The sequence below is a fragment of the Streptomyces sp. NPDC002845 genome, from assembly GCF_053591955.1.
Window position 1 is genome coordinate 1 of record NZ_JBSFUU010000044.1, and the last position, 18,059, is coordinate 18,059.

An 18,059-nucleotide genomic window follows, 5' to 3' on the forward strand; every position below is an offset into this window, starting at 1 on the left:
CTCTCGCCGCCAGCTCCGAAGCCATGATCCAGGTCGCATCGATCGACAATCTCGCCAAGCGCATAACGGACGAGTCCACGCCAACCTGGCGAGGGACTTACTAGGGCATAAGCTGCAACCCGTCAAGATCAAACGCCCTCTTAGAACGCCGCCTCGTCCAGCTCCATCAGGTCCAGGTCGACGTTCGAGGCCAGCTTGCGGGCGCCCGTGACACCCGGCAGGACGTTGGCCGCGAAGAACTTCGCCGCCGCGATCTTGCCCGTGTAGAAGGCGACGTCCTTGGCGGAGGCCGTCCGGAGCTTCTCGGCGGCCACGGCCGCGCCCTTCAGCAGCAGGTAGCCGACGACGACGTCACCGGAGGCCATCAGCAGACGGGTCGTGTTCAGGCCGACCTTGTAGATGTTCTTGACGTCCTGCTCGGTGGCCGCGAGGTCGGTGAGCATCAGGCCGACGATGGCCTCCAGCTCGACGGCCGCCTTGGCGAGGTGCTCGCGGGCGCCGTCCAGCTCCTCGCCGCCCGTGCCGAGCGCCAGGAACTTCTTGATCTCCTCGGCGAGGGAGTTCAGCGCGGCGCCCTGGTTGCGGACGATCTTCCGGAAGAAGAAGTCCTGGCCCTGGATCGCGGTCGTGCCCTCGTACAGGGTGTCGATCTTGGCGTCGCGGATGTACTGCTCGATCGGGTACTCCTGCAGGAAGCCGGAGCCGCCGAAGGTCTGCAGCGACTGGGCGAGCTGCTCGTAGCCCTTCTCGGAGCCGTAGCCCTTCACGATGGGGAGGAGCAGGTCGTTGAGGGCCTCCAGCTCGGCGGTGTCCTCGCCGGCGGCCTCCTGGAGGGCGATGTCGTCCTGGACCGACGCGGTGTAGAGGACGAGCGCGCGCATGCCCTCCGCGTACGCCTTCTGCGTGATCAGCGAGCGGCGCACGTCCGGGTGGTGGGTGATGGTGACCTTGGGGGCGGTCTTGTCCATGAAGTCGGCCAGATCCGGACCCTGGACGCGCTCCTTGGCGTACTCCAGTGCGTTCAGGTAGCCCGACGACAGCGTCGAGATCGCCTTCGTGCCGACCATCATCCGCGCGAACTCGATGATCCGGAACATCTGGCGGATGCCGTCGTGCTTGTCGCCGATCAGCCAGCCCTTGGCGGGGTGGCGGTCGCCGAAGGTCATCTCGCAGGTGTTGGAGGCCTTCAGACCCATCTTGTGCTCGACGTTCGTCGCGTACACGCCGTTGCGCTCGCCCAGCTCGCCGGTCTCGAAGTCGAAGAGGTACTTCGGGACGAGGAAGAGGGACAGGCCCTTGGTGCCGGGACCGGCGCCCTCGGGGCGGGCGAGGACGTAGTGGAGGATGTTGTCCGACATGTCGTGCTCACCGGACGTGATGAAGCGCTTGACGCCCTCGATGTGCCAGGAGCCGTCCTCCTGCCGGACCGCCTTGGTGCGGCCCGCGCCCACGTCCGAGCCGGCGTCCGGCTCGGTGAGCACCATGGTGGAGCCCCACTGCTTGTCCACGGCGATCTTCGCGATGTGCTTCTGGACCTCGTTGCCCTCCTCGAAGAGGATGCCCGCGAACGCCGGGCCGGAGGAGTACATCCAGACGGCCGGGTTGGCGCCGAGCAGCAGCTCCGCGTACGCCCAGATCAGGGAGCGCGGGGCGGTGGTGCCACCGATCTCCTCGGGCAGGCCGAGCCGCCAGTACTCGGAGTCCATGAAGGCCTGGTAGGACTTCTTGAAGGACGCCGGGACCGGCGCGGTGTTCGTCTCCGGGTCGAAGACCGGCGGGTTGCGGTCGGCGTCCGCGAAGGACTCGGCGAGCTCGTTCTCGGAGAGGCGGGTCAGCTCCTCCAGGATGCTCTTGGCGGTGTCCGTGTCCATCTCCGCGAACGGGCCGGTGCCGTACAGCTTGTCGCGCCCGAGGACCTCGAAGAGGTTGAACTCGATGTCGCGGAGATTCGACTTGTAGTGCCCCATGGCGACGGCTCCGTAGAGAGATCGGCGAGGCACTGACTCCTCGCTCCTGATTCACGTACTGCTTCACGCACGTGCTTTCACGTACCAACAAGTAGCTACGATGATGCTACCCGTCGGTAATAAGAAGCAACCCCGATCAGGACATCTGTGACCCAGCCCTCTCCGGGGGTCAGTACTCTTTGGGGCATGTACGGCTACGACCAGAACGTAGGGGCGCAGCAGGGTTACGTCCCCCCGCAGCAGCCGATGTCCGGCGGGTATGGGCAGCAGCAGGCGCCGCTGTACCCCGAGCCGTCTCCGCCCTCGCTCGCGGACGCGGTCCGTGCCTTCACCACGGGCCAGATGTCCGCCGAGGACTTCCAGCAGGTGTTCGCGACGTCCAAGGTCTACTGCCCGCGCGGCGACAACCCGGGCTTCCTGGCGCTGCACAACACCCAGCAGCCCGTGATCCCGATGTTCACCTCGCTCAAGGAGCTGCGCCGGTACGCGGGCAAGGAGTCCAAGTACTTCGTGATCACCGGCGCCGAGGTGATCGACCTCCTTCCGACCGGCTACGGGTTCGTCCTCGACATGGAGGGCGAGCACCGCATGGTCTTCGACGCGAAGGCCGTGGAGCAGATGGTCGAGTTCGCGATGCGCCGTATGTACGGCTGACTGTCGCATGTACGGCTGACTGTCCCGTGCGCGGCTGGAGCCGCCCCGCACCGAATGGACGCCCGGAGGGAATGCCCTCCGGGCGTTCGTCGTTGGGACTGGCAGGAAGTTCAATAATCAACTAAAGTGAGCGCACAAGGAGGTACCGACATGCCCGCAGTGACCGTCGAGAACCCGCTGACCCTGCCCCGTGTGGCCGCACCGGCCGAGGCGGTGGCGCGTCCGGTGCTCGCCGTGACGACCGCGCCCAGCGGTTACGAGGGCGAGGGCTTCCCGGTGCGCCGAGCGTTCGCCGGGATCAACTACCGCCACCTCGACCCGTTCATCATGATGGACCAGATGGGCGAGGTGGACTATGCGCCCGGGGAGCCGAAAGGGACCCCCTGGCACCCCCACCGCGGCTTCGAGACCGTCACGTACATCATCGACGGGATCTTCGACCACCAGGACAGCCAGGGCGGCGGTGGCACGATCACCAACGGCGACACCCAATGGATGACGGCAGGCTCGGGCCTGCTGCACATCGAGGCTCCGCCGGAGGCGCTCGTCATGTCCGGCGGCCTGTTCCACGGCATCCAGCTGTGGGTCAACCTGCCCGCCAAGGACAAGATGATGGCCCCGAGGTACCAGGACATCCGCGGTGGCCAGGTCCAGCTGCTCACCTCCCCCGACGGCGGCGCGCTGCTGCGCGTCATCGCCGGTGAGCTGGACGGGCACGAGGGGCCGGGCGTCACGCACACGCCCATCACCCTCGTCCACGCGACCCTGCGCCCCGGCGCCGAGGTCACGCTCCCGTGGCGGGAGGATTTCAACGGCCTCGCGTACGTCCTCGCCGGGCGCGGCAGCGTCGGTACGGATCACCGGCCGGTCCACCTCGGCCAGACGGCCGTCTTCGGCGCGGGTTCGTCCATCACGGTCCGTGCGGACGAGAAGCAGGACTCCAACACCCCCGACCTGGACGTCATCCTCCTCGGCGGCCAGCCGATCCGTGAGCCCATGGCCCACTACGGCCCGTTCGTCATGAACACCCGCGAGGAGCTCCAGCAGGCCTTCGAGGACTTCCAGAAGGGGCGGCTGGGGACGGTTCCGGCGGTGCACGGGATGTCCGAGGGCGGGCTGTAGTCCGGTACGGTACGACGAGGCCCGAAGCCGCAACTTCGGTTTGCGGCTTCGGGCCTGTCTTGCGTCCTACGAGGGCTCCGTTACGGCGTTATGGCGTTACGGCAGCACGTACACCGGCGCCCCGTCCGAAGCGCAGCCCGCCTGCCGCACGCATCCCCGCTTGAGCAGCATCCGCAGACAGTCGTTGACACGCTCCTGCGGCAGCCCCGTACGGGTGGCGATCTCCTCCAGACGGTAACGGGCCTCGCCGCGCACCAGCGCCGGGGCGAGGTAGGCGGCCACCGCGTGGATGTCCTCGGTGACGACGAGTTTCTTCGCCTTCCAGGTGGCGAGGAGTTGCTGGGGTGTCAGGTCCGGGGCGGGGGTGGGCTGGGAACGGTCGGCGGGACGCCTGAGGGTTTCGGCGATGTCCCAGAGTGCGTCGGCCATCATGCTCTGGCTGTGGTTGATCTGCCACAGCAGGTCGTTGCGCTCCTCCTGGAACGCCGTCAGCATCTCGTCCGCCCGGATGTTGCGCTCTTCGAGCCGGACGATGGCGTCGGCGACTTGTTGCGGCATGACGTAGGCGGTACCGCCGGTGGGGGCGGGTTGTACGGGGGCCGGTTCCAGGGAGTAGGAGCCGTCGCGATGGATGGTGGCGATGACTTCGGAGACCCACGCCTTGAACGGCTCGCACTCCGGCTTGGTGCAACCGTTGACAAGGCTGATGAGCCCCTTCAGGTTCACCATCTTCATCGACTTCTTGAGCCCGTGACCTGCGATTTTGCGTGAACCGTCTGCTCCATAGACGCCTCGTGCAAGATCGCCCAAGGTCATCTGCCAATCTGCTGCAACATGCGCGATGAGTGCTTGGCGCGTGTTTGCGTAGCCGAGATCCGTGGCCACGTCCGCCGCTACGAACCAGTGATCTCCGTCCGGCGTCGTCAGCCTCCGCATCCGCGCCCCCGTGGCCGCGAACACGAAGTCGTTGATGTCGATCGCGTCCTGCCGTTGTGCCGCCGACTGGTTCGGCGGCGTGTTGTTCTGCTCGTACATCGAGCATCACCTCCGTCCCGGAAGTTAGGCAGGTGGAGGTGCGACTCGCGTCCACGGCAAGGATGTTCACCCGATCGTGGACGGAGGTATCGATTCTGCGGAGCGCGTCGGGTCGTTCACCATTTTCGTCGCCTCTGCCGAGCCTGTGACCTGCGATTTTGTGTAAACCGTCTGTTCTAAGCACACTCTGCGCAAGATGTGGTTGTGGCGGCCGCGTCACACGGCCCCGAGCCGCCGGCCGCGCCGTCCCCCGAGCCGTCCGCGGACTCGTACAGCTCGAACCAGATGCTCTTGCCCTCGCCGCGCGGGTCCACGCCCCACGCGTCCGCGAGCAGCTCCGTGAGCACCAGTCCCCGCCCGGAGGAGGCCAGTTCGCCCGGGTGCCGCTTGTGCGGGAGGTCGTCGCTGGTGTCCGTGACCTCGATGCGCATCCGGCGCTTGCCGGGCTCGCTGGCCATCTCGGCGACGAGCAGGGCGTCGGCGTCCGTGTGGACGAGGACGTTGGTGAGCATCTCGGAGACGAGGAGGACCGCCGAGTCGACCTGGTCCTCACAGGCCCAGTCGTGCAGCATCTCGCGGACCTGCTGCCGGGCCGCCGCGATGCGCTCCGGCTCGGCCTGGGCGATCGTCAGGGCCGTACGGCGCACGGTGGGGCGTACGAGGGCGGTGTCGCCGCAGCCGCAGCCCTCGCCCTGCCGGCACAGCAGCAGGACGGCTATGTCGTCCTCGCGGCGGTCGGCGAGCGGGCCGGTGGTGTGGTGGGACGAGGGCCCGTGCACACCCTGGACCAGGGCGTCGGCGAGGGACTCCAGGTCGCCCGCCGCGCCGGCGGCACCGTCATGGGATTCGAGGATCCTGCGCAGGCGCCCCCAGCCGGTGTCCAGGTCGTGGCCGCCGGTCTCGATCAGGCCGTCCGTGCAGATCAGCATGGTCTCGCCGGGCTCCAGCACGAGCCGGGTCGTCGGGTAGTCGGCGTCCGGGTCGATGCCGAGCGGGAGCCCTCCCGCCGTGGGCCGGACCAGGACCGTGCCGTCGGCCATGCGGATCGCCGGGTCGGGGTGCCCGGCGCGGGCGATGTCCAGTACGCCGGTCACCGGGTCGACCTCGACGTACAGGCAGGTCGCGAAGCGCAGGTCGGTGTGCTCCTCGTCGTAGGTGACCCCGTGCAGGAAGCGTGAGGCGCGGGAGAGGACGGCGTCGGGGCGGTGGCCCTCGGCGGCGTAGGCGCGCAGGGCGACGCGGAGCTGGCCCATGAGGCCGGCGGCGCGCACGTCGTGGCCCTGGACGTCGCCGATGACCAGGGCGAACCTGCCTCCCCCCGGCGTCGTCCGGGAGGTGCTCCCGGGCAGCGGGATCATGTCGTACCAGTCGCCGCCGACCTGAAGACCGCCGCCGGTCGGTACATAGCGGGCGGCCACGCTCATCCCGGGTATCTCGGGGCCGAGCGTGGGCAGCATGGAGCGCTGGAGTCCGTCGGTGAGCTCGCGCTCGGACTCGGCGGTGCCCGCGCGGGAGAGGGCCTGGGCGAGCATGCGGGCCACGGTGGTCAGCACCGAGCGCTCGTCGGGCGTGAAGGAGACGGGATAGGTGAAGGCCGCCATCCAGGCGCCCATGGTGCGGCCGGCGACGGTGAGCGGGAGGAAGGCCCAGGACTGGCGGCCGAAGCGCTGGGCGAGCGGCCAGGACGTGGGGTAGCGGCTCTTGTAGTCCTCGGGGGAGGAGAGATAGACGGCCCGGCCCGTGCGGGCGACCTCGGCGGCCGGATAGTCGGTGTTCAGGGACATCTCCGTGAAGGGCCGCTCGTCGCCCGGCCGGTGCCCGTGGTGGCCGACGACAGTCAGCCGGTCGCCCTCCACACCGAAGACGGCGAGGCCGTCCGGCGAGAAGCCCGGCATCGACAGCCCGGCCGCGACCCGCAGCACCTCCGCCGTCGACCTCGCCTCGGCCAGCGCCCGCCCCGCGTCCAGCAGGAACGCCTCGCGCGAGCGGCGCCAGTCACCCGTGATGGAGCTGTGCGCGGCGGGACCCGGCGTCGGCTCGGTGACCTCCTGCATCGTGCCGATCATCTCGAAGCCGCGTCTTTCGGGCGTGAACGTCGGCTTGCAGCGGCTGCGGACGACCCGGATCACCCGGCCCCGCTCGTCCATGACCCGCATCCGGACCTCGGCGACCGTGTCCTCGGCACTGGCGAGCCGGACGACCGAACTGACCTCGTTCCAGTCGGACGGGTGGAACCGGGCGCGCACGGCGGCCTGCGTGAGCGTCACCGGCCCGGCGGGCAACCCGAGCAGCCGTGCCGCCTCGGCGTCCAGCCGGACCTGCCCATCGGCGCTGTCCCAACGCCACAGACCGGTCGCGAGGGCGGCCAGGACGTCCCCCACGGTGGGCAGGGGCTCACCAGTGCGCATTGCCCCACCTTAAGAAGAGGTCAACGAACCCTGCCACCGAAGCGCTCCGCTGGGAACGGAGGTGGGGGGCGCGGGGGTGGATGGTCGATCGGCGGCTGCGGGTGCGTGGGGGCTGGTCGCGCAGTTCCCCGCGCCCCTTTCAGGGGCGCGGCCTGGGTACCCTTGGGGGGCCCGGGCAACGGCCCCGGTGATCCCCGATCCGCGAAGGCTGGATGAACGACGATGCATCGGTACAGGTCCCACACCTGCGGCGAGCTCCGCGCCTCTGACGTCGGCAGCGACGTCCGGCTGAGCGGCTGGCTGCACAATCGGCGCGACCTGGGCGGCATCCTCTTCATCGATCTGCGCGACCACTACGGCATCACGCAGCTTGTCGCCCGCCCCGGCACGCCCGCGTACGAGGCCCTGGACAAGCTCTCCAAGGAGTCGACCGTCCGCGTTGACGGCCAGGTTGTTTCACGTGGAACCGAGAACGTGAACCCGGACCTGCCCACCGGCGAGGTCGAGGTCGAGGTCGGCGAGGTCGAGCTGCTCGGCGCGGCCGCCCCCCTCCCCTTCACGATCAACACCGAGGACGGGGTCAACGAGGAGCGGCGCCTGGAGTACCGCTTCCTGGACCTGCGCCGCGAGCGCATGCACCGCAACATCATGCTGCGTACGGCGGTGATCTCGGCGATCCGGCACAAGATGACGGCGCTGGGCTTCAACGAGATGGCGACGCCGATCCTGTCCGCGACCTCCCCCGAGGGCGCCCGCGACTTCGTCGTCCCCTCCCGTCTGAACCCGGGCAAGTTCTACGCCCTCCCGCAGGCGCCGCAGCAGTTCAAGCAGCTGCTGATGATCTCCGGCTTCGACCGCTACTTCCAGATCGCGCCCTGCTTCCGTGACGAGGACGCGCGCGCGGACCGTTCGCCGGGCGAGTTCTACCAGCTCGACGTCGAGATGAGCTTCGTCGAGCAGGAGGACGTCTTCCAGCCGGTCGAGAAGCTCATGTTCGAGCTGTTCGAGGAGTTCGGCAACGGCCGTCACGTCACCTCTCCCTTCCCGCGCATCCCGTTCCGCGAGGCGATGCTGAAGTACGGCTCCGACAAGCCGGACCTGCGCGCCCAGCTGGAGCTGGTCGACATCACCGATGTCTTCGAGGGCTCGGAGTTCAAGGCGTTCGCGGGCAAGCACGTGCGCGCGCTGCCGGTGCCGGACGTCTCCGCGCAGCCCCGCAAGTTCTTCGACCAGCTCGGCGAGTACGCGATCTCGCTGGGTGCGAAGGGCCTGGCCTGGGTGCGCGTCACCGAGGACGGCTCGCTGTCCGGCCCGATCGCGAAGTTCCTGACCGAGGAGAACGTCGCCGAGCTGACCAAGCGGCTCCAGCTGGCCGCCGGTCACGCGGTGTTCTTCGGCGCGGGCGACTTCGACGAGGTCTCGAAGATCATGGGCGCGGTGCGGGTCGAGGCCGCCAGGCGGGCCGGGCACTTCGAGGAGGACGTCTTCCGGTTCTGCTGGATCGTCGACTTCCCGATGTACGAGAAGGACGAGGACACGGGGAAGATCGACTTCTCGCACAACCCCTTCTCCATGCCGCAGGGCGGTCTGGAGGCCCTGGAGACCCAGGACCCGCTGGACATCCTGGGCTGGCAGTACGACATCGTCTGCAACGGCGTCGAGCTGTCCTCCGGCGCGATCCGGAACCACGAGCCGGAGATCATGCTCAAGGCCTTCGAGATCGCGGGCTACGACCGCGAGACCGTCGAGGAGCAGTTCGCCGGCATGCTGCGCGCCTTCCGCTTCGGCGCCCCGCCGCACGGCGGCATCGCCCCCGGTGTCGACCGCATCGTCATGCTGCTGGCCGACGAGCCCAACATCCGCGAGACCATCGCCTTCCCGCTCAACGGCAACGCCCAGGACCTGATGATGGGCGCACCGACGGAACTGGACGAGACGCGCCTGCGCGAGCTGCACCTTTCGGTACGGAAGCCGCAGCCGAAGTAGGACCCCGGCGTACGAATGGCTCGGAACCGGCGCCGGTTCCGAGCCATTCCCGTATGCAAGGCTCTCGCCAAGCCCTTACCTACGTTTGTGACAGGTGCCGTCCCTAGCGTCCTGCTCATGACGGGAACCACGGAAAACCAAGTACCTGCACACAAACGGAAGATGACGCGCCGTAAGGTCGTCGTCGCGGGCGCCGGAGCGGTGGCCGCGGTGGGCGTGGGCGGCGCGGTCGCCGCGACCGCGAACGCGGGGGAGACGAACGGCAAGGGCAGGAGCGCCTCCCCGCTCGCCTCCGCCTCCGCTTCCGCCGCCGGCTCCGCGGAAGCGTGTTACGTCCTCACCTCGGAGACCACCGAGGGCCCGTACTACATCGACGCGGACAAGCTCCGGCAGGACATCACCGAGGATCAGGAGGGCATCCCCTTCACCCTCCGCCTCAAGGTGATCGACGCCGACACCTGCAAGCCGATCGCGAACGCCGCGGTCGACATCTGGCACTGCAACGCGCTGGGCATCTACTCGGGCTACGAGGCCATGGGCAGCGGCGGTGGCGGTGGCGGCGGGACCCCGCCGAGCGGCGAGCCGACGGGCGAGCCCCCGACGGGTGAGCCCCCGACGGACGGCGGTGGCGGCGGTGGCGTCCACGAGGAGCCCACCGACGACGAGCGTTACCTGCGCGGCACCTGGAAGACGGACAAGAAGGGCTTCGTCACCTTCCGGACCGTCTTCCCGGGCTGGTACCAGGGCCGCTGCGTCCACATCCACACCAAGGTGCACGTCAACGGCGAGTGGACCGACGCCGGTTACGAGGGCGGCAACACCTGCCACACCGGCCAGCTGTTCTTCGACGAGGAGACCGTCCTCGCCTCCGCCGAGGTCGAGCCGTACTCGACGAACACGTCCACCCGTACGACCCTCGACGAGGACACGATCTACCCGGACAACGGGACCGAGGGCGGCCTGCTCGCCCTCAAGTACAAGAAGAAGAGCGACATCTCCAAGGGCGTCATCGGCACCCTGACCATGGGCGTGGCGCCGGAGGAGACCCACACGGGCCAGGAGGACGACGTCCAGCCCGGAGCGTCCTGACCGGCCTGCCCTCTACGGATACGACTGGCGCCCGGGACCGCGAAGTCCCGGGCGCCTTTGCCGTATGTCAGCCCGTCAGAAGGCCAGAAGCCGTACTGCTACGCCAGGAACTTGTACCCGCCCCAGCCCGTACCGATCTTCGTACGCGGCCCGAACGACCCCTTCCCGTTGCCGTAGAAGCGGAACAGGTTGCCGGACGTGCCGCGGGCGACCAGGTCCGGCCGTCCGTCACGGTTGAGGTCGCCCACGCCGACCACGGCGTTGTACCAGCGGCCCCACCTGCTGAACAGCTTCACGCGGGGCGCGAACCTGCCGTTGCCCTTGCCGGAGTACCGGTAGAGGTTGTTGTACCGGTCCTGGACGAGCAGGTCGGCCTTGCCGTCGCCGGTGATGTCGCCGACGCCGACGATCTGCTTGGCGCCCTTCCAGTTGGAGTACAGCTTCACGCGGGCGGCGAGCCTGCCGGTGCTGGTGCCCTTGTGGAGGTAGACCGCGCCGGTGGAGGCCTTGCGGGTGATCAGGTCGGCGCGGCCGTCTCCGGTGAGGTCGCCGGGAGAGGTGAAGGCGTTGTACTGGTTCCAGCCGCTGCGCGCGAGGGTCGTGTACCTCGTCTTCGGCTTCAGTGCGGCGCCGCATCCCGGCTTGTAGAGACGCAGGGCGCCGCTCTTCATCCGGACCAGGAAGTCGTTGCAGCGGTCGCCGCCCAGGTTGCCGAAGGGGATCACCTTGATGGTGGTGGCCCAGCCGGTGCCGGTCGTCCGGTCGCCGAACCTCCCGCCTCCGGTACCGAGGTGGTAGGTCAGGGTGCCGGAGGAGTTGAGGGTGACCAGGTCGCCGTCGCCGTCCGGAGTGCCCTCGACGCTGTCGAAGTCGTGCCGGACGGCCGCGCCGTTTTCGAGGTAGCCCGTGCCGCTGGTCACGGTGACCGGGGCGGAGGTGCCCAGGCCCGTGGCCTTGAGGGTCCATCTGAACAGGCCGCTGGGGAAGCGGGCTCCGCCGGCCGTCTTGCCGTTCCAGTTCGCCGACATCCACGCGCGGGTGGCGCCGTCGGTGAGCGTGCGGGTGGCGACCTTGCCCGACTCGCCGCTCTGGACCGAGGCCAAGGTCAGCGACCAGGAGGTGACGGGCCGGGACAGCAGCCACCTGCCGTCCCAGGAAGTGGCGGACGACGCCGGGGAGACGTAGCTGTCGACCTTGGTCTCGAAGGCGGACACACCGGACGGGGCGATGCCGGTGGTGGCCACATGCGTCTGGTCGTAGGAGTCGAACCAGGCCACGAGGCCCGTGTACTCGTCCACGGTCCAGCGGAAGCGGCGGTCGACGTCCAGGCCGCTGTCCAGGTCGTAGTCCGCCAGGCCGGAGGCGATCACGCGGGTGGTGCCGGTGGCCGCCTCGGTCAGGACCAGCCGGTCGGCGGCATGGTCGTGGCGGACGGTGAACCCGTCGCCGAGCAGCACATCACCGGGGGTCACCGGCTTCGACGTACGCGCCTTGGAGTCGTACACGCCCGCCGATGCCGTCCCGCACGCCCAGTACACCCACCGGCCCGCCGCCTGCAGCTCGCTCGGCACGCAGCCGAGGCCCGGGACGGTCACCGTGGCGAGGGTCTTGTTCCGGGCGAGGCTGTACGAGGTGAGCTTTCCGGCGGTGGTGGTGGCGCTCCAGAGGGTGGAGCCGTTGAGGGCGGCGGCGCGGACGGAGCGCTTCAGCTTCTGGCCCTGGCCGAACTCGCCGACGTACTGCGTGGGCGTGGCGCCGCCGGAGTTGTAGACGGCGTAGCCGTCGGAGACGTCGACGATGGCGCCGTCCTTGGTGCCGAACTCTAGGTGGGAGTCGGACGAGCCGTCACGGAGGGAGACCAAGCCGTCCTTGGTGTAGCTGTCCCAGGCCCTCCCGAGGTACACGTCCCTGGGGTGGGTGCCGGTGTTGCCCCACAGCATCGAGCAGCCGGCGCCGATGTACGGGCACCGGGCTCCGATCGAGTCGCCGGCCGTCGCTGCGGACGCGGTCAGTGTCGTACCGCCGTTCGTGGTCAGGGTCCGGACGGACGTCGGATCGGAGCCCTTGGGGTTGTCCGTAACCACGCGCAGGCTGCCGCGACTGAGCGCCAGCCCGGTCTTGACGGTCTCGTACGGCGGGACCTTGTACAGCTTCTCCAGCCGCGGGGCGCCGTCGGAGCCTTCGGTGACCCGCTGGACCCACCAGTCGGCCGCGTCCGTGCCGCCGGTGACGAGGGCGGCGCCGTCGGGCGTGGCCAGCGCGTTGCCGAACGCGCGGGGCAGCAGGTCGCGGGTGGAGCCGTCGGTCAGGGATACGGCGGTGACGCCGCCGCTCCCGGTCAGGAGCAGCCAGTCCCCGACGAGCTCGGGGTCGGCGGAGCCGCTCGTGGACCCGGCGGCCACCGGGACCGTCTCCTCGGCGGTGAGGTCGGTGCGGGGCTTGAGGTGCAGGCCGGAGGCGGCCGTGTACCAGCCGACGCGGTCGCCGGTGAGCACGAGTTCGAGCTCCGGCATCGGGTCGGCGCCGGTGAAGGCTACGGTGAACCGGGCCGTGGCGAAGTCCAGGTAGCCGATGGTGTACGACTCGACGACGCCGCTCGCGCCGTACACCGGGTAGGCGAGGAGAGCCCCGTCCTTGTCGCCGGTGCGGCGGAACATGCCGGTCTGCCACTCCGCCTCGGCGGACGGATAGCCGGTCACCCAGCGCTCGCGCTGCTCGCCGCCGACGAAGTCGACGAGCTTGAGCATGGTGCCGTCCACGGCTTCGGCGTCGATGACGGCGTTCCAGTCGGCCAGCACGACCGTCGAGCCGTACGTGCCGACGTAGTCGTCCGGCGCCACGACGACGGTGCGCGGCGCGCTCCCGTCCGGGCTCCACAGCGACACCTTGTCGTCGTACTGGTCGGGCAGCGCCGCGAGGTCGGCGCCCTGCCCGTACCGGCCCGAAGGGCAGGGGTCGGAGATGTAGTAGCAGGTGCCGCCGATCGGCCGGTAGACCCCGGACGGCCCCTGGACGGTGACGGTGCCGCCGTCCGCGTAGTTCGTCCAGAGCAGCCCGGTGACCCCGCCCTGCCGGTGCAGGAAGCCGGTCTCACCGGCCGCGAGCAGCCGGTCGGAGCGCCGTGTCTCCCTGCTCGGATCGTTCAGGAGGATCTCGGTGGTCCCGGCGGACGTGGCCGCTGCGGTGGCCGCGTGCGTGGTGCCGCCGGACGAGTCCGGGACGACGTACATCGATCCGGCGGCCGTCACGGCGACCGTGAGTGCGGAGACGGCGGCGGCCAGGCCGCCCCGTCTCAGGGCAGGTCTGCCCACGTGGGATTCCTTCCGAGATCACCTCGCGCGAAGGGCCTGTGCCGTCGCGCGAAGCGGGGTTCAGTCGTGTGAAGCCGTCGTTCGATCGCGTGAAGCCGGGTTCAGATGACGCCGAGCAGTCCGTTGCCGCCCAGCAGGAGCGAGGACTTCTTGGTGAGGCCGACGTCGGCGGGCTTGATCATGCGGCTGCCGGTGGCCGTGGGGCGGGTGGAGCCGCCGGGGAACACCCAGACCGCGCCCGTGTGGTTGTTCTCGCCCGCCGCGCTGATGAACAGCTCCGGTTTGCCGTCCTTGTTGATGTCTCCGGCGGCGACCGTGGTGCCGAAGAAGTCGTCGATCTCGTTGGCGCCCGGGACGCCCGCGACGTTCTGGGTGAAGCGGTACGAGCCGGAGCCGAGCGTGCGCGAGGCCCGCCCGGGGATCACGGTGACCGCGCCGGTCCGCCACTTGCGGGCCAGGCTCTCGTACGGGGCGCCGACGACGATGTCCGCCCGCCCGTCGCGGTTGAGGTCGGCCACGGCGAGGGAACCGCCGAAAGCGTCGCCCTTCTCGCTCGTGTCCGGTACGCCCGTGGTGTTCTGCGTGATGCGGACGGGCCGCGCGGTGGCGTCGATGCCGTTCTGCGACCCGTACCAGACGTTGACCCGGCCGCCCCTGGCGCCGTCGGCTCCGGCGACCTCGGGCTCGTCGGGGTCGCCGACCACGAGGTCGTCGTAGCCGTCGCCGTCGAGGTCACCGGCGGCCGCGATGAGTCCGTTGCCGTGTTCCAGGGGCCTCGGAATGCCGCTCTGGCTCTGCGGGTTCACGTAGACCTCGCCGCCCGTCAGCCCGCTCATGCGCGTCGTGACGCTCACGCGGTCCTGGTCGCCGTCGCCGTTGAAGTCGCCGAGCGCGACGGTCTCGACCGAGGGGGTGCCGTCCTCCAGCACGGCGGTGGCCACCGTGTTGGTGCGCTTGCGGAAGGGCCCGGTGAAGCGGACCGTGCCGTCCCATCCGCTGACGAGAACCTCGGTCCGGGCGTCGGAGCCGCCGCTCACCGCGGCGAGGTCGAGGCCGAAGTACAGGGGACGGCTGGACGGGGACGACAGGTTCATGCCCTTCGTGAGCCCGTAGCGGCTCCCCCAGAGGACCGTCACCACACCCGCGTCGCGGCCCTTCGCATTGTCCTCGTAGGGCGCGGACACGACCAGGTCCGCGTACCCGTCCCGGTTCAGGTCGGCGGTGGCGGTCGCGGCGCCGAAGTGATCGCCCTTCTCGCTCGTGCCGGGAACCCCGGGCGTGTTCTGGCTGATGGTCTTGCGCCGGTTCGGCGACACCCCCGACCTCGACCCGTACAGGACGACGACCTTTCCGGCCTCCTCCCTGCCGGCGACGTCGGCGCCGGGCGCGGGCAGGACGGCGTCCCGGTACCCGTCCCCGTTGAAGTCTCCCGGCACGGCCCCGTGCACGGCCACCGCCGTTCCGGCCGGCAGCAGCGCGGCCCCGATCACTCCGGCCACGACCACGGCCGCCGCCCGCGAGAGCGCTCTTCGACCGTTCATGTGCTTCATATGTGCTCCTCCCCGTGGAGCCCCTGGCTCCGCACCAGTCCGCATGAGCATGGACATGGGCATGCGGAATTGCGCGGATGATATCAATGGGGTTCGCGTGACCTGTGATGACACCGGGGCCGGAGGCTACTGGGCCTGGAGGGAACGCCGGTCGGCCGACGGTTCGCGCCCGGAACCACGACCACCCCGGAACCCGTCTCACTGGTCATGACCACGACCACGACCCTCGGTGAACAGATCCTGCTCCTCTCCCTCGACGACGCCACCGGAGTCGCCCGGCTGCGCGCGCAGACCGAGTACGCGATCGCGGTGGCGGCCCTGCTGGAAGAGGCGCTGTCCGAGGGGACGGGGCTGCCGGACGACGCCGAGCGGTGGATCTTCAAACACCGCACCGAGGAGTACGAGACCGCCCGCCGGGGACTGCTGGCCAAGGGCCTGATCCGCGAGGAACGCCGCCGCGTCCTCCGCCTCTTCCCCGCCACCCGCTACCCGGAGCGCGACGGCACCACCGAGTCCGCCCTGCGCGACGCCCTGACGGAAACGGTCCTGCACGGCCGGCCCCCGGCACCCCGCCTCGCCGCCCTCATCACCCTCCTCCACCACGGCAACCTCCACACCCTCGCCTTCCCGGACGCCGACCGCGCCACCGTCAAGCAGCGCATGTCCGACATCGCCGAAACCCACTGGGCGGACCCCACCCTGCGCCGCATGGCCGACTCGGTGATGGCGGCCGTGGCGGCGCTCGCGGTGACGACAGTGGTGATCACGACGGTGACGTGACGACACCGCCGGTCTGCCCGCACGGTTCACCCCGTTCACCCCGTTCAATCCGTGGGCGTGGGCGTGGGCGTGGGCACCGGTACGGGTGTCGGCGCGACCCCCTGCACGTTCACCACGGCTCCCGTACGCAGCCGCTTGTACACCCACCGCGCGTCGGCCTTGCGCAGGCCGATCCAGGCGGCCTTCGACTCGTCGTCGCCGGGCGCCTTCTGGTTGTTCGTCAGGGCGGCGATGTAGGTCGTGGTGCCGTCGGGGGCGGTCAGCTTGAGGGCCCAGCGGACCTTCATGGCGTACGCCGCGCCGAAGCCGAGCTCCTGACCGGGCACCCTCAGCAGCTGCTTCCTGCCCGTGACGGTCATCCGTCCCGTCGGTGTCGGCGTGCGGCTCGCGCCGGGGGAGACGGGGAACGTACGGCCGTCGACGACCAGTGCGCGGCGGGACAGGACCACGGTCGCGTCGGCCGTCCCGCGCTGCGGGCTCGCCGTGGATGTCGCGTGCGCGGCCGGGTGCCGGTGGTGCCGTTCGGGGGTGCCGGTGTCCGAGACGTTCACCGCGAGGATCACGGCCAGGGCGGCGGCCGTCGAAGCTCCGGCCGCGGCGGCGGTCGTACGGCGGCGACGACGGCGGAATACGGCGACGGCGCGGACCTCGGCGCCGGAGCCGGGCGGAGGCGCCTCGGCGGACGCGGCCACCTCCCGCAGCTCCCAGATGAGGTCTGTGTGATCACTGGGCTCAATGCGATCGATGTGATCACTGGGATCGGTGGGATCGGTGAGTTCATCGGACACGTTCGTCCTCCTTCTCACCCTCGGTGGGGGCCAGTTCCCGCGCCAGTGCCGCCCGGCCGCGCGACAGGCGGGCCTTGACCGTCCCCACCGGCGCACCGACCTCGGAGGCTACCTGCTCGACACTCAGGTCGCACAGATGGTGGAGGACGATGGCCATCCGCTGGGTCTCGGGCAACCGGCGCAACGCCTCCACCAGCACCGCCCGTTCGGGGTCGGGCCCCGGCGTGTGTTCCGGCGGCGGAGCGTGCCGCATCAGCTCCAGCCAGCGCCGCGCCCGCCGCCAGCGGCTCACCGCGAGCCGCATCGCCACCGTCCTGATCCACGCCTCGGGCGCCCCTTCGGCGAGGAACTCCCGCCGCCGGTCCCAGGCCCGTACGAACGCCTCCTGCACGACGTCCTGCGCCTCGCTGTGGTCGCCCGTGAACGCGTACAACTGCCCGGTCAGCCGCGGGAACGCGGCGGCGTAGAACGCGTCGAACTCTTCCTCGGTCATGCCCCCGCCGCGCCTCTTCGTCAGTGATTCCCGAGCGCCCCCGCACTCTTGTGCAACCCGGCCTTCTCCTCCGTGCGTACCGGCCACATACGCCGCGTCCATCGAAACACACCCCGATGACGCACCCCGAGAAATATCTGTGTAGGTGTCATCCCGGCACCGGCGGAACGGAGTTTGGATGGATGGAGGGTGCGCCCCTCCAGCAGGACAGGACCATCAACCGACCGACCAACGGGAGTTGTCCGTTCATGGCACGGATACAGAAATACGTCATCGCCACCACCGCCCTCGCCGCGGTGCTGGCGGCGGCGCCGACGGTGTCGTACGCCGCCGCACAGGGGACGACGGCGCACAGCACTCAGGTACAGGAGCAGCAGCACCGGAAGGCACCCAAGCCGCGCATCGTCCAGCCCGGTGAACACGTCGTCGCGGCCCCCGGCTTCGAGCTGTGGCTCACGGCGGAGGGCAAGCACTGGACGACGCCGGACATGCCCGACTTCCCGCAGTTCCGGAGCGTGGTCGACGGCAACATCGACCTCAGCCGGCCGGGCGTCTCGATTCAGGCGACCGGTCAGGCGCACGGTGACTGGTACCTGTCCGGCATCTACTACGGCGGCAAGGGCACCGCCTCGTACGTCGAGGTGGAGACGGAGGCCGGCCCGGTGTACGGCAAGCTGCTGGAACTGCCGGGCAAGCCGGGCTGGGGCGTCTGGTACGCCACCACCACGGACGACAGGCCGTCGGGTACGGACCCGTGGGACTTCCTGGACACCGTCACCGTCTACGACACCAAGGGCCGGGTCTACTCTCAGCTGCCCTTGTCCTGAGGCGCTGACAGAGGCCTCTGCCCAGGTGGGGGACGCTCCGGCGTCCCCC

Annotated in this window: 13 protein-coding genes and 1 pseudogene; 7 read left to right on the top strand and 7 right to left on the bottom strand. The window is 69.8% G+C overall.

Annotation, left to right across the window (positions count from 1 at the left end):
* A pseudogene (locus tag ACWD3C_RS28410) lies at positions 1 to 104 on the top strand (IS5/IS1182 family transposase); the annotation flags it as partial.
* Positions 105 to 140: 36 nt separating this feature from the next.
* On the opposite strand, the gene ACWD3C_RS28415 reads toward ACWD3C_RS28410, so the two are convergent.
* Positions 141 to 1,967, bottom strand: a complete 1,827-nt coding sequence (locus tag ACWD3C_RS28415) for an acyl-CoA dehydrogenase (RefSeq protein ID WP_451148904.1) — start codon at positions 1,965 to 1,967, stop codon at positions 141 to 143.
* Positions 1,968 to 2,153: 186 nt separating this feature from the next.
* Between ACWD3C_RS28415 and ACWD3C_RS28420 the strand changes: the two genes are divergently transcribed.
* Both ACWD3C_RS28420 and ACWD3C_RS28425 read left to right on the top strand, forming a co-directional pair.
* On the top strand, positions 2,154 to 2,621 hold the full coding sequence (locus ACWD3C_RS28420) for an SseB family protein (protein ID WP_451148772.1): 468 nt from the start codon (positions 2,154 to 2,156) through the stop codon (positions 2,619 to 2,621).
* Between the two features lie 150 nt (positions 2,622 to 2,771).
* Positions 2,772 to 3,743, top strand: a complete 972-nt coding sequence (locus ACWD3C_RS28425) for a pirin family protein (protein WP_451148774.1) — start codon at positions 2,772 to 2,774, stop codon at positions 3,741 to 3,743.
* A 96-nt stretch (positions 3,744 to 3,839) separates the two neighbouring features.
* Here ACWD3C_RS28425 and ACWD3C_RS28430 read toward each other — a convergent pair whose 3' ends face one another.
* Complete coding sequence (locus ACWD3C_RS28430) at positions 3,840 to 4,778, bottom strand: BRO-N domain-containing protein (RefSeq protein ID WP_451148776.1); 939 nt, start codon at positions 4,776 to 4,778, stop codon at positions 3,840 to 3,842.
* A 176-nt stretch (positions 4,779 to 4,954) separates the two neighbouring features.
* Positions 4,955 to 7,186: an ATP-binding SpoIIE family protein phosphatase gene (locus ACWD3C_RS28435; RefSeq protein ID WP_451148778.1), complete on the bottom strand. Its 2,232-nt coding sequence runs from the start codon at positions 7,184 to 7,186 to the stop codon at positions 4,955 to 4,957.
* A gap of 222 nt (positions 7,187 to 7,408) precedes the next feature.
* On the opposite strand from ACWD3C_RS28435, the gene aspS reads away from it, so the two are divergent.
* On the top strand, positions 7,409 to 9,172 hold the full coding sequence (gene aspS / locus ACWD3C_RS28440) for an aspartate--tRNA ligase (protein ID WP_451148780.1): 1,764 nt from the start codon (positions 7,409 to 7,411) through the stop codon (positions 9,170 to 9,172).
* Between the two features lie 162 nt (positions 9,173 to 9,334).
* Positions 9,335 to 10,261, top strand: a complete 927-nt coding sequence (locus tag ACWD3C_RS28445; RefSeq protein ID WP_451148782.1) for an intradiol ring-cleavage dioxygenase — start codon at positions 9,335 to 9,337, stop codon at positions 10,259 to 10,261.
* A gap of 98 nt (positions 10,262 to 10,359) precedes the next feature.
* Here ACWD3C_RS28445 and ACWD3C_RS28450 read toward each other — a convergent pair whose 3' ends face one another.
* Positions 10,360 to 13,572 (bottom strand): FG-GAP repeat domain-containing protein, encoded by a 3,213-nt coding sequence (locus ACWD3C_RS28450; protein WP_451148784.1) that lies wholly within the window; start codon positions 13,570 to 13,572, stop codon positions 10,360 to 10,362.
* A gap of 101 nt (positions 13,573 to 13,673) precedes the next feature.
* On the bottom strand, positions 13,674 to 15,122 hold the full coding sequence (locus ACWD3C_RS28455) for a VCBS repeat-containing protein (protein WP_451148786.1): 1,449 nt from the start codon (positions 15,120 to 15,122) through the stop codon (positions 13,674 to 13,676).
* 207 nt (positions 15,123 to 15,329) lie between these two features.
* Between ACWD3C_RS28455 and ACWD3C_RS28460 the strand changes: the two genes are divergently transcribed.
* Positions 15,330 to 15,902 (top strand): GOLPH3/VPS74 family protein, encoded by a 573-nt coding sequence (locus tag ACWD3C_RS28460; RefSeq protein WP_451148788.1) that lies wholly within the window; start codon positions 15,330 to 15,332, stop codon positions 15,900 to 15,902.
* A 44-nt stretch (positions 15,903 to 15,946) separates the two neighbouring features.
* Here the strand turns inward: ACWD3C_RS28460 and ACWD3C_RS28465 are convergent, their stop codons facing one another.
* Positions 15,947 to 16,690: a L,D-transpeptidase gene (locus ACWD3C_RS28465; RefSeq protein WP_451148790.1), complete on the bottom strand. Its 744-nt coding sequence runs from the start codon at positions 16,688 to 16,690 to the stop codon at positions 15,947 to 15,949.
* Positions 16,680 to 17,183, bottom strand: a complete 504-nt coding sequence (locus ACWD3C_RS28470) for a SigE family RNA polymerase sigma factor (protein ID WP_451148792.1) — start codon at positions 17,181 to 17,183, stop codon at positions 16,680 to 16,682. The genes ACWD3C_RS28465 and ACWD3C_RS28470 overlap by 11 nt, the downstream gene beginning before the upstream one ends.
* Positions 17,184 to 17,431: 248 nt before the next feature.
* Here ACWD3C_RS28470 and ACWD3C_RS28475 point away from each other — a divergent pair, with 248 nt between their 5' ends.
* Positions 17,432 to 18,010, top strand: coding sequence for a hypothetical protein (locus ACWD3C_RS28475; protein ID WP_451148794.1), 579 nt, complete (start codon positions 17,432 to 17,434; stop codon positions 18,008 to 18,010).
* Positions 18,011 to 18,059 lie beyond the last annotated feature (49 nt).

What these genes read in the sequence shown, in the direction of transcription:
- aspS (WP_451148780.1), top strand. Translation starts at nt 7,409, where the DNA reads ATGCATCGGTACAGGTCCCACACCTGCGGCGAGCTCCGCGCCTCTGAC.
- ACWD3C_RS28445 (WP_451148782.1), top strand. Translation starts at nt 9,335, where the DNA reads ATGACGCGCCGTAAGGTCGTCGTCGCGGGCGCCGGAGCGGTGGCCGCG.
- ACWD3C_RS28470 (WP_451148792.1), bottom strand. Translation starts at nt 17,183, where the DNA reads ATGACCGAGGAAGAGTTCGACGCGTTCTACGCCGCCGCGTTCCCGCGG.
- ACWD3C_RS28435 (WP_451148778.1), bottom strand. Translation starts at nt 7,186, where the DNA reads ATGCGCACTGGTGAGCCCCTGCCCACCGTGGGGGACGTCCTGGCCGCC.
- ACWD3C_RS28420 (WP_451148772.1), top strand. Translation starts at nt 2,154, where the DNA reads ATGTACGGCTACGACCAGAACGTAGGGGCGCAGCAGGGTTACGTCCCC.
- ACWD3C_RS28425 (WP_451148774.1), top strand. Translation starts at nt 2,772, where the DNA reads ATGCCCGCAGTGACCGTCGAGAACCCGCTGACCCTGCCCCGTGTGGCC.
- ACWD3C_RS28415 (WP_451148904.1), bottom strand. Translation starts at nt 1,967, where the DNA reads ATGGGGCACTACAAGTCGAATCTCCGCGACATCGAGTTCAACCTCTTC.
- ACWD3C_RS28455 (WP_451148786.1), bottom strand. Translation starts at nt 15,122, where the DNA reads ATGAAGCACATGAACGGTCGAAGAGCGCTCTCGCGGGCGGCGGCCGTG.
- ACWD3C_RS28475 (WP_451148794.1), top strand. Translation starts at nt 17,432, where the DNA reads ATGGCACGGATACAGAAATACGTCATCGCCACCACCGCCCTCGCCGCG.
- ACWD3C_RS28430 (WP_451148776.1), bottom strand. Translation starts at nt 4,778, where the DNA reads ATGTACGAGCAGAACAACACGCCGCCGAACCAGTCGGCGGCACAACGG.
- ACWD3C_RS28460 (WP_451148788.1), top strand. Translation starts at nt 15,330, where the DNA reads ATGACCACGACCACGACCCTCGGTGAACAGATCCTGCTCCTCTCCCTC.